Source organism: Mesotoga sp. B105.6.4, assembly GCF_002896535.1.
Taxonomy (GTDB): Bacteria; Thermotogota; Thermotogae; order Petrotogales; family Kosmotogaceae; genus Mesotoga.
In genome coordinates this window covers 1-17716 of sequence record NZ_JWIM01000085.1, presented here as the reverse complement: position 1 = coordinate 17716, position 17716 = coordinate 1, and the positions used below count along the sequence as shown (strand labels likewise).

Below are 17716 nucleotides of genomic sequence, written 5' to 3'. Positions count from 1 at the left end.
GAGGAAGAAGAAGCTGAGTGACGGGACACCGGTACACAGCTTTCAGACTCTTCTATCTGAAATGAGTACGATTGTCTGTAACGATGCTATCGTACCTGCGGTACCGCAGATGCCTTCATTCACGATAATAACAACTCCTAACGAGGTACAGAGGAAAGCGCTTGAACTCGTCGGACTGAAACAACTCAGAAAACGTAGACAGAAATAACCACTTCATTTCTCTGAAATCATTTCAGATAGCTATTTCTTGCTTGTTCAGTTTGGGAACTTCAGGTTAGTAAGTTACTATGGCGCTGATAGCTACTTAATCGCTTCTTTCCACAATTTTCAATAATTTGAGCTGGACTTCAGTTATGGGAAAGTTTGTCTGTTGAAAGAAGCGAGTTTTCGAAAGTCCCTAAACGCTTTTTGCACTAAGTAGAAGCCACTAAGTCATCATCCCTTTCTTTGTCGAGAGCCTAACAACACCTAGCTAAATTCTGCCTCTGAAGCCTTATTTAAAGTCTCTTCTGCATACTTCTTGCAAGCCATAGCAAGTGACCTAACACAAGCTTTCATCGCCTCAACAGTTTCTAGTTCCAGAGACTTAACACGCATCTGTCTTGACTTGCAGGGGATAACGAATTGCGTCTTCATTTCCGATACCTTTCTTGCAAGCTAAAGTAAAATCTCGAACGCATCAAGAAGTACTGGATACAGAAGTGACTGTAGCTGATACAGTGTCTCTGAATTGGTTACTATTGGCCAAGAGAGTTATTCAAGACAGTGCTCTCAAGTCTTCGAAAATCCTCTCAATCGCTTCCTCTTCAATGCTCAGTAGTGTCCGGCTTTGATGAAGGAATCAATGAACTTCTCCATCGGTTCCTCCAAAAAGCTTAAGTTCTCTTTGTATTCCAAAAAAGGTGGTGGGAAAGTGCAGCCTCCTGGATAATATGCTGCAGATTCTATTACTAAATTCTCGTCCTCCTTACGTATCGTGAAACCATAAATGATCATGGGATCGGAAAGAATTGAGAATTCAGAATCTTCATCATCCGGAACATACGAAAACGAACTGCCATCCGCACTCACAATTGAAGATTCAGTTCCCCCCATGATGAATGGGAAGAACAGCATTAGGTTTTCTTCCAGAATTTCTCTTCGTAAGTCTCTTTCTTTTCGATCACTGAACTCGGGAATGGAAGAATAGTCTTCAGCAGAACCTATTCCGGAAGTCGGTTCCATTTCAGGGTCAAGTATTGTCCTACAGTAATCGAGTGTCTTTTCAGTGAACCTCACTAGATCGAACTTTTCGATTTCTACAGTTTTCTTCATGATTCCTCCTCTTGTTTGTACCAGCATTTTCTTTTGCTTCTTCGCTTTGAAATCTCCAGATAATGCTATCCAGTAATCTAGGAGTCATATTTGGAAATGAGTGTCTGAGAAATTTGCAAGCTGACTGGACTATTCTGCATGCAAGGTCAGGAGTTATGCTTTCGCATTCAGTTGCAGTCTGCAGGAATCTTAAGATCATTCTGTCCGGCTTCACAAAGTCATCGGAACCGATCAGCATATAGAAGTATCTGAGAGATATTCCACTTCTCTGCCCTGGAATGCTCAAAACAGATTTTTCAAACTCCTCGTTATTAAACAAAAAGCTAGAATCCTTTAGGTATTCAACATCCTGTGCTCTCACTGCCTCAGAAAACATCATGACCGCTTCAGCCTTTAGTATTCCGTTGACAGTAGAGGTCCGTTGCTTGTTTTCGAAGACTTCTGCGGCCATTCTTTGTGGTGAGTATGTGTGATACAGTGAGAGGAAAGATGAAACTGAAAACGATTCGAAAGTACCTTCAGCGCCCAGAAATCTGCAGAATCTGTCTACTGTGTTTCTTGTAGAAGCGTAACTCACGCCTATCGAGAAAACCGTATCGATTATGCATAAAGGCAAATTCGGATAACTGTATTCGCTTCCAAGCCCGGCAGAATCAAGATCGAGTTTCTCGAAGCAGTACTTGGCAGTCAATTCTGAAAGAGATTCCAATCTGTCTGTATTCATTCAATTATTATTCTCCTTGAGCGAAATAAAGTCTGTTTTGATGCCTCGATGAGATATTTTAATTCCGTTTGAAACAAGAAGAGAGTCCAAACCAATCTCGATCGAAAAAGGAAAGAGTTCAGGCGATCTTCGAATTTCTTCAGCAGCAATTGATCCGTTCTCCCTGCTTAATAGTAGGCTGTGAATCAACCATTGTGCTACGTGCTTTCCTTCCACGGCAATTCGCAGCTTTTCAAAGGAGGTATATGATTTAGGTTCTTTTGTGCTCTCAATAACTTTCCACATTAGCATGGTTTGAATTACCCTTGAACAGGCTCTGGTAAGTGTTGACCTCTCTCCCCAAATCTTACTGATTCTGTCGTGAACTTGACTGACTTTGAAGTAACCCTGAAGGGCAATTAGCTTCCCAATGATTGTTGCAATATCTCTGAAGAAAGCATAGGTTGCTATGCTCATGCCCCAATGAAATATTCTGGTGTCAATCTCTGGATTCTCTTTCAGAGCCTCAAGAGCCCTTTTTCTCAAAGTTATTAGCTTCGCGTTATTGTCTAGCCACATTCTTGAAATGACGAGTCTTGTCTTTCTTCTCGCATCTCTTCCAGGAAGATCTAAGGCCATGAATCTCTCCTGCTGTTCTCTTATGTGCTGAGTGCTCTTACCTTCGATCAGTAGTTCCATAGTCATATCTAGCCATTCCTTCTTTATCTGTCTATCAAATCCAAGCATCTTCGACAATTTGCTCATCCTTTCCCTAATCTGATAAGTGGAACAATAACCTCTTCTAGTGTCAAACCTCCATGAGATATCACAACCGAGTTAGCTGTTGTGAAAGCCCATCTTCCTCGAGCTACTAGTGGAAAGAAATCCTTCGGAAGTCCCGCCGGAACCCACTCTATCGAATTTGGGTATTCAATATGGATCTTTCCTCTCAATAGCCGATCTTTGTAGATTCTAACCCTTTCACCTCTTGTCTCCGCAATCAACCCTTCTGAAGGATTCCCCATTCCGTATGCTTCTACGTTTCCATGATCACTAGTTATAACAACCTCATAGCCCTCCCTGAAAAGTAGTTTGCATAGATCTAGAAAGCAGCTTTCCTTTGCCCAGGTTTCTGTAGCTGCTAATAGTGCCTTCATACCAATGTTTTCACCATGAGCCTTTTCGTCAAGTTCTCTTATGACAATCCCAATCACCGGCTGTCCTTTTCCGATAGACCGCTCCACTTCACCGATCAACTGATTGTCAGGCTTGTTAATATGAGAGATCTCTCTTTCTTTGAAACCTCTGTCCAGCCATGCCCTCTCCCACAGTGTGCTCTCTGAGGAGTTGCTTGCCAAACTCGGCAGGTCCATGGGAAGCATTCCGGAAAAAATCGCCTGTCTAGAGACCGCAGTTATTGTCGGAATCATCGCATAAGCTGCGTACTGTTCAAATGAAAAGTCTTTTATCCAGTCAGACACTCTTAGCCACTGAAGAAGAGACATTCCATCTATTACTATGAGAGCGAGCTTCTTATTTTCTATGGATAACTTGCTTGTCCAATTCAAAATATCTCTTACTGTCACCGGCCACCTTGACGAGACCGTAAGTAACCTTCCATACTCTTCGGTCATCCAGTTCTCGAATCGAGAATCTATGATTGTCCTAATTGCATTCAAATCCGACTGATCGTCCTTTCCCAAGGGGATCGAACAGGCAACCAGGTTGAGCTCTGCCCAGCGCCAGGCAAAGTCCATCCAACTATTGAAAGTGGTATCAGCTTTTGGGAGGGAATCACTGACAATCTGAAGAAGCCTCTTGAACCGTATTCGCTCCGAACCTGGTCCATCAATTCCGATAACCATCCAGGATTTCTCGAACTTCGAAGGATCATCTACGGAGACGGGTTTGAGGAGGCCTTCGGCAAACATTGTATCCGTATAGACCTTTATAGCCGGGTCATCGAAGGGCAGAGAATTAGGGCCTTTGTGCCTGAATGAGGCTTCGTTATTATCACTCACTGTGAAATTCCCATGATTCTTCAGAAATACGGGCCATCTTTCCTGAAGAAACTCAAAGAAAACCTCTCTGTGCCTAATAAAAGTTGATAGATCCAAAAGTCTCCCGTAGCCCCTTTCCCTAGCGATTTCTATGACAAGATCAAGCAGCTCGTCTCTCAGCTGAAGCCTGTCATAATGTAACTTTATCAGCCAGGCGACAAGCTCCGAAAGGCTATAGCGTTTAGAAGGATCCAATTCATAGATAAGCTTTAGGATAAACTCTCTCGTCCTCCTTGTCGACAGATAATCGAGATCGTCGCTATAAGAGTCATGAAGTTTATCTAGCTCCGATCTTTCAAGACCCTCTAGAGCGGTTCTGCTGAGTTTTGGAAAGATCGAACTCAATGAGACATCGACGGTCAATTGGTGGGAGTAGATGTCAAATGGAAGCTCTCTGGCCGGTGTTTCTCTCGTCAGTACTAAGAATCTCTTCGCTTTGTCTCGCAGCTCACTTTCATATTCGAATCTGAAGGCAATAGGATCTTTATACTCAATAACATAGAATCCTTGTTCCGACAACTCTTCAAGAATTGCTTGATTGATAAGTTCGTCGGGATCATATACGATCAAAGAGCCCCTTTCAGGACTAAGTATCTTATCAATAATGCGAGAATCCAGGGATGACACTACTCTTCCCCCTTGACGAGCAAGGCAAGAAGAAGCTCGACTTGAGGAATAATCGTTTCTTCTAGGGAACTCCATTCTTCGAATTCCTTGTCGAGCTTTCGAACCCTGTAGTCCCTTACCTGCGAGAGCCCCGATTTCTCTGCAAGTTTTCTTCTCATCCTGAACGAGTCTCTTTTCCTTTCTCTCTCCTTCTCCACTCTTGTGTAATAGACACTCTTCAGCTCATCGAAAGTCTCCTTCAATCTCTCATTTGCTCCTTCATAGATCCCTGAAGCCTCTTCAAATGCATTTACCGTAATTTCTCCCTCGATGAGTCTATTCCATATCAGATCGGCCGACCCGTGAAGTAGATCTCCTTTTTCATTCACAAAGATCGGTAAGACTCTCTGAAGATCATACCTTGAACCGTGGGCCGTCACCTTCCATAGCGACCAGGTTCCGTATATGCCTTTTGGTATTCTGCGAATTATCGCAGACGGCACAGGCAATCCTTCAGGGAACTGCGGAATTTCCTTGACAATGGATCTGACCAAAGGATCGTTGAATGTTATTGGCCTGAAGTCAGGGTTATCATTACGCGAGAAAGCCACGAGTTCCTCTCCGATTACACCAGGAAGACTTATCTTCCAGTTGCTTCCCAGTACAGTTGCCTTACCGCCCTTGCTCTTGACATAAGATGTGACTGCTCTTTCCAGCCAGTAGTGAACTGGCTGATTAATAAGCCTTCGCACTTCCTCTGGGGCAAGAGAACTATCAGCAGGTAAGATTCTTCCTCTTTCCTTCGACAAAACAATCTGCTGTCTAATTTTTTCCAGCGAACTTTCAATCTGGTTTTCCAGGTTGTCCGGGTCTGTGATTGCAGTGACATAGATATCATCGAAAAGGTTGGCCGCTTCGGTCGAATCCAGAACATCTTCTGTCTTATCTACACCGAATTCTTGAAGAATCACTTTCAGCTTCTGTTCGATGACTTCGATAACTCTGAACTCTACAGTCGACTCTATTGCAAGGTTGAAGGCTTTTACATCCAGGCTTTGACCAATTCTGTCTACCCTGCCAATTCTTTGTTCTATCTTCATCGGATTCCACGGAATATCGTAATTAACCACGACATGGCAGAACTGAAGATTAAGGCCCTCCCCTCCCGCATCGGTAGAGATCATGATCTGAGATTCCTTAGCGAAAGATCTCTGCGCCTTCAGTCTCTCTTCCAAACTCATGGAACCGTTTAGAATACAAACCGAAAACCCTCTCTCTTCGAGAAATTTCTGGAGCATCTTTTGGGTTGCCACAAACTCAGTGAAGACGAGAATCTTCACGTTTGGATTGATTTCCTCTCTTCTGATTGTCTGAATGATCTCCAGGAGTTTAAGAGCCTTGGCGTCATTCTCTTCGAACTCGACTGATCTCGCCAAACCCAGAAGATAGCGAACCCTTTCCTCTTCGCTGACGAAAGGTTTTAGCCTAATGATTCCAAGAAAATCTATCTCCTCGCTGTTGTTCATCTCTTCGAATTCTGCGAATGAGAAGCTGTTCAGCTCAATTGGAAGTACCATCTGATCGCCTGAACCAGAAATCGCCTCCAGTCTCTTCTCTAGAGCACTTGCTATAGCGGCAGTGGATGAAGCGACTAACCTCTGCATCAAAAGCATTAGGAACCCGATGAAATTCTGTTTCTGGTTCATCGCCTTCCGGAAGCCTTCTCTTACGTATTTGGTGACTGCTTCGTACAAAAGATGCTGTTTTACGTGCTTCTCGCCGAAATCTATAGATACTAGATTTGTGATCCGCCTTTTGAAAAGAGGCTTTCCCTCTATATCTATCGCCTTTCGCTTCTCAGTCCTAAGGACATACTCCGAGACCGTATCTCTGTCGAGCTCATCCTCCGAAGTGAATGCGATCGGGTCAAGGAGAGACATAAGCCTGAGAAAGGCATCGCTTTTTCCCTGATGCGGCGTCGCTGAAAGCAGCAGGATATATGGCGCGGCCTGTGCAAGGCTCTGCCCGAGCCTGTGTCTTGCAACCTGAGAATTGGTCCCACCAAGTTTGTGAGCCTCATCCACGACTATGAGATCCCAGCCAGCATCGACAAGATCAAGAAATCTCTCTTGATTGTATTCTTGGAGTCTCTCATTACTCCAGCCCTGACGGGAATAGATCGGTTTGACTGAATCAAGAGGACAGATTATTTGATCGAAGAGCTCCCAGGCGTTTTGTACTCCGGACAGTTTCTTAAAGGCAGAAAGCTCAGAAGGGATTACCAGTTTGAAACTCTCGTCGAACTTCAATGTCATTTCGTTCTCCCACTGAGTTATCAGTCCCTTGGGAGCTACTATCAGAACTCGCTTGACAAGGCCGCGGAGCTTCAGCTCCTGGATGATCAAGCCAGCTTCTATAGTTTTTCCAAGGCCCACTTCATCTGCAAGAAGGAAGCGTATCTTGTCCCCGAAAAGGGCTCGTTGAAGAGCATGAATCTGGTGAGGAAGAGGCAGAACGGCTGAATTCATAGGTGCCAGAAGAATGTCTGCCGAATTGAAGGCGTTCAGCAGTTTACCCGAGGCAGAGACATATGATATGAAATCCTCAGAGAAGAAGTCCTTCACATCTTCAGCAGCCTTCAACTCATCGGAACCTATTTGAACTACCCGGTCTTCCCCGGGAATCCAGACTCTCGATGTCTTGTAACCCCAGATCTCCCTGCTTTCGAGAAGCATACATAGCTTCTTTTCGCTTTCCAGCCAGTACCACTTTTCACTCATAGACAACTCCAATTCAGAAAGAGCTTCCACACTGAATGAGACCCTAACAAATCATTTCCTCAGAAGATCAAAGCTAATCGCTTGAACTCGCTCCTAAGACAGTATTCTCGTCCTCCCGATCCAAGTGTTGACATTCTGTCTTCCTCAATGCTATAATTCTTTTGCATGGGGGTGTCCCCGTGGGCGGAGCAGGCAAAGGGCTCCGCTTAACCTTTTATGATGTCTTAAATAGCAACATATAGATGTCCAGTCAATAACTTCTCTTCTTTGATAACCTCGAGTATTCTTGAAGCGAATGACCATAGTGGTCTTTCTAGAACTTCTTTTCTTATACTACTACCTATAGCAAATGCAAGAATGTCTGCCACTTCCAGTCCTGCGATCCTTTCTTCCTTTCTTCTGAACTGTGGCACGAATTTCAGATTTCCAAATCTATGATCTTTCAACCAGTCCAAATGTGTAGTAGTCACTCCCATAATAGTTAGATTTTCTAGGGAATCTGCATATAATGTATCCTCAAAAGATCTTCTACTTTCAAATATCCATCGAAACTCTCTTTCTGGAAAATCGAGCAATTTGCTTGCAATTAGCTGTATTGATGCCAAATAGGGATGAATATTTTGCTTGTAGTGATGGAGTATCTCTATCTTGTTGATGAATGCTCCCAAAAAGCTGAACTTGAGAGAAGATATTAGTTCGAGCAAATCCTTGTGGAAACCGACTTCATTATGCTCTTCGTTCAGGAACCTGTATATCCTCTCTTTTCTAGATATCTCCTTGAAATGAAGGCAAAACTCGGCTTTGTGTTTGAACCACCTGACCTTGAAGTCTGTCAGTCCAAGAATGAACTCGGAATAGTCATCGGGATCTACTATTACCGCCGATAGAAAAAACACTTTATTGTCATCACGATCAATCCCTTTGTAGCTAGGCGTCCCGTATTCGTCGGAGAATATGTACTTCACGGTTGTTACTCTCCAAGGCGCGTAAGGGCGTTGTCGTAGTACATGAGAAGTTTCGGATCTTCCTGAATTACTTTGTCGCTTAGTTTGTCGGCAACCTCTACTATGCTCTTATAATCTTTCTCAGTCCATAGTCGTTTGAAGCCAGCCCTAACGGCCTCGGTTCTGAATATTCGAATCTTTTTACCCATGTGATTTCTGTACTCTTCGAACTCTCTCAGAAGAGCCTTCTCTCTAAGTCTCTCTAGGTCCTGCGCCCTCGCCGGATCGGGCACATACCATCTGTCTTTCGCTTCGGCCTTTAGTGAGCTATCTGCCGTTTCGGGAGTCTGATTTTTCATCTTTTCTCTCAGTTTCCCGCTCTTTTGTAGCCAGCTCCAGATCTGAGCAGGAACGGGTCCTTCACCTTCGTACTTGAGGAAGTTGTCTTCAAGAAGCTCCTTGAGTTCGATCTCTTTCTCGTGCTTGGCCCATCCTCGGGAGATGGGCATGAACTGAGGCTGAAGCTCCTGAAAGGTCTGGGGCTTGTTCTGGAGTTGAAGCCTCAGCCACTGGATCGCCGAATTCTCATCTGTGACGAAGAGCGAAAGCTGGCGAAGCTCACTCACGTTTACTCTCTTACGATCGTATTCGTTTACCTGATCTGGCAGGAAGAACATACTATCCCTTTCTGGGAACCTCTCCCGCAGGCCCTTGTAAAACTCTGAAGCAGACATTGGAATAGATCTGCCTCGCTGGATGTGAAAGGCAATCATCCTGTCGTAAAGAAGATAATCCGTTCTCTCGACTATAAGCTCGGATGAGCCGTTCTTCTCCGTAAAGACGGGCAGTCTCTTCAAGTGTTCCCGAAGGAAGTCCCAGACTCCTTCTTCCGTTCCTGCTTCGAGTTTGAACCTGTCCTCCAGCCCTCCGTTGGGCTTGTATGCGGAGATAATCAGGTCTTGCTTCACCGCGCCGGTGCTTGTAACCTGTTTGAATGTTCCCTGCTTCTTGTCTAATGTTCGCACATCCGCTATCACGAAACCGGCTCGCTGGATAGCCTCCTGTATTGCATTCCAGACGCTGTTTTGAGAGTTATGAAACTCGACGGTCATCCATCGGCCCGGTTTCAATACTCTGTAATACTCCTCGAAGCAACGGGTCATGAGCTCCTGATACTCGAGAAGTCCTTTCTGCTGAACCTTGTTCATTATCGCTTCCGGTTCGTTATTAGTGAAGACCTTCAGCCAGGCCTCCCAGAGGAAGTTGAGCTCGGAATACATTAGATTTCCGCCGAAAGGAGGATCGGTGAAGATGTAGTCGACTGATTTCGATGGTGAAGTTTCTTGAGTAGTGCTGAGGCATGCAACAGATGAATAATTGTTTGAAAGAAATGCCCTTGCAAGGTTAGTTATCTTTCCCGAAAACGCTTTGAAAACGTTAGACTCAGCAATTAGCGACGGAACATAGAGAGTGCCATTTAGAGGGCCATTGCCTCTATGTCCCTGATTATACCTTACAAGATTTGATGTCAGAGTAGACATAATAGATTGATTCACAAGCTTTGCTTGAATTTGTTTGGAAAAAATCGTATTAATCATCGCCAACACCCACAGGTTTCTCTTCGTGTAGAAGTGGTGGACATGAGTTAGACCTATATCGTCGTTTCTCCTCGACTCTTCTCCTTCGGGCATTCTGTATGTCGGATACCAGTAGGGTATCTCGCTCTTCTCAATGTATTCGATAAGCGCTAGATCGAACTCATCGGGCCTCTTTTCGTAACGTTTCTTGCCTATTGAGTAGTTTATCAAAACCGGAACTTGCTTCGCCTGTTTAACCGTCTTTCCGATAGCAGCATCATACTGTGTCTCAATAACCCTTTCCATTCTCTTCTTCGTCAACGATGCGCCGCAGTGAGGACAGGAAAACTCGGATCTAACCTTTCCCTCTTCCTTATCGACCGCGGCTTCCCAGAAGATGATCTCGCCTCCGCATTCGGGACAGGAAAAGACATCCGACCAGACAGTGTAGTTTATCTTTCCCCAAGGGAGCGGTTCCTTCGTGAATTCTTTACCTCGTTCAGAGAGGAGCTTCTTAGCCTTTTCGATATCTTCAGTGTTCTCCGAAGATAGCGTGCAGTACATCCAGCCGCACTCCTCTTCGACTTCTTTCAGTATCCTCTTTGCCTCTCTTTCGAAGGCCTTCGCATCGACTGGAGTGTTGTAGTTGTAGGCGATAAAGGTCGCCGCCGGAGAGAGATCATTCAACACTGCGTATCTGGCGCCCATTTTCGAGAAAGGCTTCCCCGATTCATCCAGTATCGTTCCGTCTTTCTTTACTTCATAGCCAAGCGATTCGACGACCTCTTTGTTTTCACACATCTGGGCCGCGACACCTGTCATTCCAGTGCCACAGAAGCCGTCGAAGACAATGTCACCCGGCTCTGTGTAGTGCAGTATATAGCGCATTATTGCCTTGTGGGGTACTTTGGTGTGGTATGAGTGGGCATTGTATATCGGGTCGTTCTTTCCCTCGCTGACGTCAGCTGCAAAAGGCTCTCTAGAATACTTCTCTTCCGGATCGTAAGGTTTGCCGTAATGCTTTATGAAATCGTCTATGAATGGATTCGGACAGGCCGTATAGTAGGGCGGATCGGAGAGGTTCAGTATGTCCTCGTCGCTTCCCTTGGGGAAGCCTTCGATCTTCCTGAATTCGGGGTCTTTTAACTTCTCTTCCAACTTCTCGCCGAAGTATTTCCGCCGCTCTTCGTCATTCGAAAAAGTCAGCCCCAGGCACTCAACGGGCCCTTTGTCTACATTATCGTCGAACAGTCTGTTGTTTTCCATCACTTTTCTCCTTCTTTGAGAATAATCCTCACTTTGTTTATATCTTTGCCTCTGGTCTTCTCTTCAATCAACTCTTCAAAGCGTTTGCGCATCTCCTGTGGCGTTTTTGGGGCGTGATCTCCGAAGAGCCTATCCTGAAGCTCTTCGGTAGTAAGCTCTATCTTCTCCAGAGTAGAGAAGGCTTCGGTTAAAGCCCTAATGAACAGCTGATCTTCGACAAGCTCTTCCTTCAGCTCTTGTTCTTTTATGAATTTCTCCACCAGCCTTCTGCCTTCGGGGTCTAGAAGCTGTATGTTTTCACCGACTACAGGATCCTGGAGATTCGACAAAAGCGTTTTCGTCCAGGATTCGAAGAGCCTGTCCAGCTCTTCATCGAGGGCGTCGAGCACTAGAGAAAGCTCACGATTATTGGAAATCTCGAGGGACGGTTTGAATCCGCAGTTCTTGCAGAATGGCGATTTTTCAAGATCCTTTTCGGTGAGGCTGTAACAGGTCTTTAGATTGGTGATTCTATTTGTCAGATCCTGAAACTGCTGCTTCGAAAGCATTTCGATCGTTGAAAGCCTGTTGAGTGTCTTGAATCTGTAGTCGCTCAGCAACTTGCTCTTTCTAGAGTCTCCCTGAGAATCAAGCCTAGCCTTTCTATGCAATTCGATGTAAAGCTTGGTATAGCCCATTTTCAAATCGTCAATCGATGATTGGAGCTCTCTCTTCAAGCCGGACAACTTCAGGCTGCTGTCTTTAAGCCTGTCGAGTACTTTCTCTCTCGTTTTGCCGTATTGATCAAGCCACGGAGTATCGGAAGGGAGATGTTCTCTGGCTCTTTGGAGGTAGCCGACATCGCTGCTCAGCTCATCAGTAATCTCTATGAGTGTCTTCATTCTCGAGATCGCTTCATGTTCTTTTCTCATCTCGGCCACGTCTTCTTTCGAGATCTTCAGGTTCTTCAACTTTCCAACCGTCGAGTAGTTTGTAAGGGAATCGAAGAAATCCTTCAACCTTTTGATGTTCTTCATTCTTTCTTCGAGCTCTGAAGGCTTGAGAAGGGGTTCTTCCCAGAAGTCGATACCATTCTTGATCTTTTCGCCAAGCTTGGCAAGGTCCTCAGCATTTGATTGAGCTCTTCTCAACATATTCTCAACAGGGGCGGAGTCTCCATTTTGGAGCTGCGAAACCTGGCCCTCATTGATCTTCAGCAGCGAGAAAAGCTCTCTTATTGTCGAGACTGGAAGATCTTTGGGCAGTCTAATATTCTTGAAGTTGACCAAATCATCGACGGATAGCTTCTGTAGTTTGTCAAGAGAGCTCGCGTCAAGCTTCTCTCCGACCACGGAGAGCTCTATCTCACCCATATAAAGCATCGCCGCCAGCAGGACGACAACCCATTCCGGTTCCAGCCTGAAAGGCATGAGGTATTCACCTGTCTCTGTGATTTCGAAAAGCTCGTTTCGGTTTAAGACACTGCCAACAGGCTTCTCCTCCAAAAGACTCATAATCTTCTTCACATAAGGAGATTTCGAGGTGACTATTCCGCCGCTTTCATTCAGCAAATGGAAAGATGAAAGTGTTTCTTTGCTCTGCCTCGAAAGCGTACCACTAATCATTCCTTTTATAGTTGTTTCGATTATCTGATTCCTATTCTGAGATGTCATCTTGGTTTCAAACTCCGGATAACCCAGAGCGGTGTCTGAGAAGTAGCTGTCGAGAAGCGTCGAGGATATATCGTCGATTACCTCCTTGAAGCCTTCCAGCTGCTTGAAGGGTCTGTTTCTGAGAGAATAGATTTCTGGAATTGACTTCGAAGACTTCTTGTAGGTAACTGAATATGCCGATACCAGGTTTTCACTCAGCCAACTGGTGCATCTTGAAAGATAGCCTTCGGAAAGCCTTATATATGTATTTTTGTAGCTTCCGGCCGTTTGGGATAGCTCTAGTGCCGCTGCATAGTTCTTGAGATTGTCTTCGAAATCCCGATCGGTGTCGGTAATCGAGAAGAAGACTTCGTCCTCGCACCCCTCGTCCTTGAAAGATCCGGTCTTGAAAAACGGGAGAAAGTAGATATAGAAGTCACGTGGAGGATGAGCCGTCGATCTTTCGTTTGGCTGGCCAAAAAAGAGATAGCCTAGTCTCGTAGTATTCTTACTCTGCCACAACAGCTCATACTGCCAGATCCTGTGTCCAGGTACGTATGTTCTGTCAGTGCATTCCATCAGCTTTGCCAGTATTGAATAATAGTTCTTGTTGAAAGCTTCGTCGCTCATCGTGCTTCTCTTTTTCTCGATCTGGCTGTCGAAATCAATTGTCTTGTTCAAATCGAGATAGTACTGGCCGTTTTCTTTTATGAAAGCTATATACTGACCACTGACGATGTTCATTATCTTCTTCAGAACCCCTTCTATCATCGTCGAGAGGTCTTCTTGCGGATCGCCTCCAAGACCCTCTATTACGGGGTCGTAAATCAGAAGCTCGTCCCTCAGTTCATCAACGGTGGGCCCGATCTTCGTGTTTATATCTACTGTGCTCAGTCGGTGAACGGAAAGCGCCTTAGTAACACGTACAGCGTTTTCAAGGCGATGCTTCTCTATTCCCGCCCTTATCTTCGCCACTAGTTCGTCGCTCTTCTCTTTGGTTTGCCTAATCTCCGGCACGGTTACCAGATCACTTCTGGAGCTTATCCTGTCCCAGTAGGTGTCGTAGGAAACCATTCCCGGTGCGTCTTCAGGAACCCTTTGATCAAGCAAATCGCTCATGACCTTGGTGAGGGTCTGAAGGACCTCTCTATGCTCTATAAATCTTATCCTTTCAAACATTGAGATAAAAGACGGATGTATTGGGAAGAGATTAACGAAGGAGTCGAGTCTTTCATTCATGCTCCCGTAGTATTTGGTGAATTTCTGGAGATGCTCCCTTATGCGCGCCTTTTGCGATTCGGATTTCTTCAGCAATCGGTTTGCGACGACATACTCGATATCTTCTCTAGCGATTCTTATGTCTATGAAGCGCTCTTTCACTCTCCGAACTGCATCGGAAGCAAACTCAAAGGCTGGATTGTCGTAGAGAGCCTCCTGAATACCTGCGATGAATCTGAAGCGTGAGCTCTTGCAGAATTCTCCGAGTTCTCTGAGGAAGGTCATGTCCAGAACAAGGCTCTGCTCTTTCCTGTGACGAAGGTAATCGAGCAGTTCGTCGATAACCAACAGAAGGCCTTTATCCGGATATTTCTCGCAAAAGAGGCTCATCATTTCATTCAGAGTGTCTTTATTGTTTGTGACTTTGTCTATAGATGGAAAGTCGAATTCTATTCCCATCTCAAAGAGTTCCGTCTTGAGCTCGCTCAAGACTATGTCTCTCAGGGGCATTTCCGTGGCGCCGATTTCGGAGCGTATAACCTTGAATTTCCCTGCGATTTGTGTCGCAGACTCTTTGACGAAATCATCGGTCAGCATTTCACAGAGTTCAGCATTTTCGGCTATTGAAGCCAAAACTCCCATGAGATGTGATTTCCCCGTTCCATAGTTTCCAACTATGAACAGCCCTTTGTTGTCACCAGGGGTGTCAAATCTGAGATTCGTGAAAACGACTTTTGAGAGATTATCCGACATGGGTTTGGATATTACGTAAGTGGAAACAAAATCGCGAGCGCGTTCCTCTTTTTTTGTGTCTTTAAGTTGCATCACTGATTCTAGTGGTTCAAACTGAATCAGCTCGTTGTATCGCATAGCATGACCCCCCTTGTCTCATTCTATTTTGAATACAGCCTCGTTGTCCAGTCGTGCTTCCATGAACTCTGGATGGCTTCTATTGGCGTATGTCACAAATTCACCCTCGATACCACCAGGCCAATTTACGATAACTAATCTGGTTCTTGCGGGCAAACGCAAAGACTGAATGATCATCAGTTTGAGCTGTGGCTCGAAAAGGATTTCTATGTGGTCAAGAAGCAGCGGTTTTCGAGAATTCGCCAGCTCCGAAAGAAATCTAGAAGCCATTAGTGGGCTTTCGTTTCTTGAAACCGTCATCAATTCTTTGCTCAGTGCGAGACCGAGATTAAGCACATCTATGTTTTGCTCGTTAGCAACGTCATTCATCAACGAAGATCTTCCTGAATCATTACCGCCCGTTATCAATGCAAGACCTGGTTCCGTTCCCTGAAGACGCTCAAAAAGACTATTCCTGATAAAGGAATAGTCACCTTTCACCAGATTTCTCATAATAACGCTCACCCCAATAGTCCAATGGTATAATTTTACAATATTCAGATATTGGTTACAAAATGCGATTCGAAGCTATATGAAGCGATTAGAGTCGGTTTCGAGTTCATTTGGGCCAAAATGCATAGGTTTAACCTTTTCTGACTTGTTTCACGACGACATCCACAAAACATTGACCAATGCACCGAATATGAAACTCCAATACTGAGAGGATTGCGCATAGGGTTAAGACTCATTATTTCAACCTTTCTTGAAACAAAATTCTGCTCTTGTGCCAAGGGGCATTCTAAACAGAAGCTATCTTGCTGTCGATTTGTTTTTCTAAATGCTTCTAAAGATAGCTTCAGGAAGAAATCTTGTTGCTTCAAATCTTTCCCCTCAAACATCCAGCTACTTCACCAACACCTTCATCGCTGTCTTCCAAAGTCCCTTGTTCAGGAACATGACGACTAGGTCTATCAAGACATCCAGGATGAAGTCGAAGAATTCTGGATCGATCTTCCACTCTTCATCCGGGAGCGCGTCCTTTATCATCTGTTTCACTTTCTCTTTCTTCTCAGCCCCGTTGCCGGGACTCTCTACGTAACTAGCGAAAATTGTGATTAGGGATATTAACTCTTTTATCCAATTCAAATGGATTACCTCCTTCTTGTTAGTTCCGGCGCGCTGCGCCCACGTTCTTCGTTCCGACGCTACGCGTCCATGTTCTTGGTCAGAGCGGAGTTGATCAAAGACGCCGATTCTTTTAGAATTCTCTCGGAGGTGAATGATGTGTCTACAAGTTACAAAGATTTACATGTATGGCAGCTCAGTATGGATTACGTGATGGAGATCTACAGATTAACCAGAGACTTTCCTGACTATGAGAAATATGGTCTCGGTTCTCAGCTCCAAAGATCTGCTGTATCCATTCCTTCCAATATCGCCGAAGGTTCTGGAAGGCAACATAGAAAGGAGTTCATTCAATTCCTCTACCTCGCGAGAGGTTCTCTTCTTGAATCGCTCACTCAACTTGCCATAGCCAATAGGCTTGGCTACATTAACGACAGCTGTCTTGAATCAATCGAAGCCGTCGGCACAAAGATCAACATGATGATCAACAAACTGATCAGTTCTCTAAAGAAACCCGGGCTGTAAGCCCGGGCATCCAAGAACGAAGAACAGATCCTCGCTCTGGAACGAACAACTAATGTGGTCAGATGAGATTAAACAACTCATTCTTCTGGGTATCGATCACTGCCGCGTAGTCTACCGCATAGCTTGAAGGGATTGCCTTCAGAGTTATGAGGTTTCCCATCACAGTCTCGACTTCAGACTGAGTGAGACTCTCCTTGGGCTCCTTTATGTAGAAGCCCTTGGACTTCTTCGCGGTTGAATCGTACCACCTAACGCTCAGGTTTCTCATTTGAGTTCCTCCTTTCGAATGACGGTTCTCCGTTGACCGTCATCCGTCCTCCGAAAGAGCTATAAAGTGCAGTGGCATTGCATTTTCGATCCTAATCGGCGAACGGACTACGGCCTACGGTTACATTGTTTCACCGGTCAGAGGTAAGAAGCTCTCCAACTTCAAACCTCCAGCCTCTACCCTCTTACATCAATCTCTTAATCGATCGGTCCGAGGGTCTGGGTTTCAACTAGCTTGATATCGGCGATGATGTAATCGGTGAGGCTTGCGATGTTATAGGCTGCGTCATAAGCCTCCTGAGCAGTCATTGCCGAATCGACTTTGAGAGTCTGTCTCGAGAGGACTGGTTTGTCGTCCTCAATGACACCTGTATCCCAGGTGATCGAGAGTGACTTCTCAGTACCTACTACCATTACAGTTGTGCCAAGTCCCATGAAAATTCCTCCTTTTCTTTCAGTTGCAAGTTACAAGTCGCAAGATGCAAGTAAGACCTGGATCTTTCTTCTCTTGCAACTGAGAACTGGTGAGTAGCCCAGGGGGATTTCACCCCCAGGCTCTCTCAGAACCGGACTTGAATCTCTCGATTCATCCGGCTCCCATTATCCAGCCATATAGAATATCCCCATTGTCCAGTGTACAAATAGATGAGGCTCTCTGCGAGCAAGAGCTTCTAGCCATTTACCCGCTTTTGTACGACCTCTCCTTTTCTTGTACTTGTTTCTTACCCATTGAACTAAGGCTTTGTTTAGCCGACTCAGTACTGTATACATTTCAAATCTGCGAAAGTGTCCATAGTAGTTTATCCAACCTCTTATTACCGGGTTGATCCTTTCTGAGAGTTCTTCAATAC

At 45.0% G+C, this 17716-nt stretch carries 14 protein-coding genes and 1 pseudogene; 2 read left to right on the top strand and 13 right to left on the bottom strand.

Translation table 11 applies throughout. The annotated features are described in order from the left end of the window. Positions 1-208, top strand: a pseudogene (locus tag RJ60_RS15870) (transposase); the annotation flags it as partial. A 605-nt stretch (positions 209-813) separates the two neighbouring features. Here RJ60_RS15870 and RJ60_RS14530 read toward each other — a convergent pair. From RJ60_RS14530 to RJ60_RS14485, 10 genes are all read right to left on the bottom strand, one after another. Further along, positions 814-1314, bottom strand: a complete 501-nt coding sequence (locus RJ60_RS14530; protein ID WP_103135231.1) for a hypothetical protein — start codon at positions 1312-1314, stop codon at positions 814-816. Further along, positions 1265-2038 (bottom strand): hypothetical protein, encoded by a 774-nt coding sequence (locus RJ60_RS14525; RefSeq protein ID WP_103135230.1) that lies wholly within the window; start codon positions 2036-2038, stop codon positions 1265-1267. The genes RJ60_RS14530 and RJ60_RS14525 overlap by 50 nt, the downstream gene beginning before the upstream one ends. Then, complete coding sequence (locus RJ60_RS14520) at positions 2039-2773, bottom strand: hypothetical protein (RefSeq protein ID WP_146028941.1); 735 nt, start codon at positions 2771-2773, stop codon at positions 2039-2041. A 5-nt stretch (positions 2774-2778) separates the two neighbouring features. Further along, positions 2779-4704 carry a BREX-3 system phosphatase PglZ gene (pglZ, locus tag RJ60_RS14515; RefSeq protein WP_180979980.1) on the bottom strand — a complete coding sequence of 642 codons (1926 nt, stop codon included), beginning with the start codon at positions 4702-4704 and terminating at the stop codon, positions 2779-2781. Further along, a complete protein-coding gene (locus tag RJ60_RS14510; protein WP_103135227.1) occupies positions 4704-7463 on the bottom strand; it encodes a DEAD/DEAH box helicase in 2760 nt (919 codons plus the stop codon). The genes pglZ and RJ60_RS14510 overlap by 1 nt, the downstream gene beginning before the upstream one ends. Positions 7464-7687: 224 nt before the next feature. Further along, positions 7688-8428 carry a DUF3800 domain-containing protein gene (locus tag RJ60_RS14505; protein ID WP_103135226.1) on the bottom strand — a complete coding sequence of 247 codons (741 nt, stop codon included), beginning with the start codon at positions 8426-8428 and terminating at the stop codon, positions 7688-7690. Between the two features lie 5 nt (positions 8429-8433). Further along, positions 8434-11250 (bottom strand): DNA methyltransferase, encoded by a 2817-nt coding sequence (locus RJ60_RS14500; protein WP_103135225.1) that lies wholly within the window; start codon positions 11248-11250, stop codon positions 8434-8436. Further along, positions 11250-14969: a DUF6079 family protein gene (locus RJ60_RS14495; RefSeq protein ID WP_103135224.1), complete on the bottom strand. Its 3720-nt coding sequence runs from the start codon at positions 14967-14969 to the stop codon at positions 11250-11252. The genes RJ60_RS14500 and RJ60_RS14495 overlap by 1 nt, the downstream gene beginning before the upstream one ends. A gap of 18 nt (positions 14970-14987) precedes the next feature. Beyond that, positions 14988-15461: a BREX-3 system P-loop-containing protein BrxF gene (gene brxF, locus RJ60_RS14490; RefSeq protein ID WP_103135223.1), complete on the bottom strand. Its 474-nt coding sequence runs from the start codon at positions 15459-15461 to the stop codon at positions 14988-14990. Between the two features lie 390 nt (positions 15462-15851). Then, positions 15852-16094, bottom strand: a complete 243-nt coding sequence (locus RJ60_RS14485) for a hypothetical protein (protein WP_103135222.1) — start codon at positions 16092-16094, stop codon at positions 15852-15854. A 138-nt stretch (positions 16095-16232) separates the two neighbouring features. On the opposite strand from RJ60_RS14485, the gene RJ60_RS14480 reads away from it, so the two are divergent. Next, the gene (locus RJ60_RS14480; RefSeq protein ID WP_099830198.1) at positions 16233-16598 is read left to right on the top strand and encodes a four helix bundle protein; all 366 of its coding nucleotides are present in this window, start codon (positions 16233-16235) and stop codon (positions 16596-16598) included. Between the two features lie 58 nt (positions 16599-16656). On the opposite strand, the gene RJ60_RS14475 is transcribed toward RJ60_RS14480, so the two are convergent. From RJ60_RS14475 to RJ60_RS14465, 3 genes are all read right to left on the bottom strand, one after another. Beyond that, a complete protein-coding gene (locus RJ60_RS14475) occupies positions 16657-16866 on the bottom strand; it encodes a DUF2922 family protein (protein ID WP_099831059.1) in 210 nt (69 codons plus the stop codon). A gap of 197 nt (positions 16867-17063) precedes the next feature. After that, on the bottom strand, positions 17064-17300 hold the full coding sequence (locus RJ60_RS14470) for a DUF1659 domain-containing protein (RefSeq protein WP_099830178.1): 237 nt from the start codon (positions 17298-17300) through the stop codon (positions 17064-17066). Between the two features lie 165 nt (positions 17301-17465). Continuing rightward, the coding region (locus RJ60_RS14465; protein ID WP_308410924.1) for a group II intron maturase-specific domain-containing protein at positions 17466-17716 on the bottom strand (251 nt) is incomplete at its 5' end.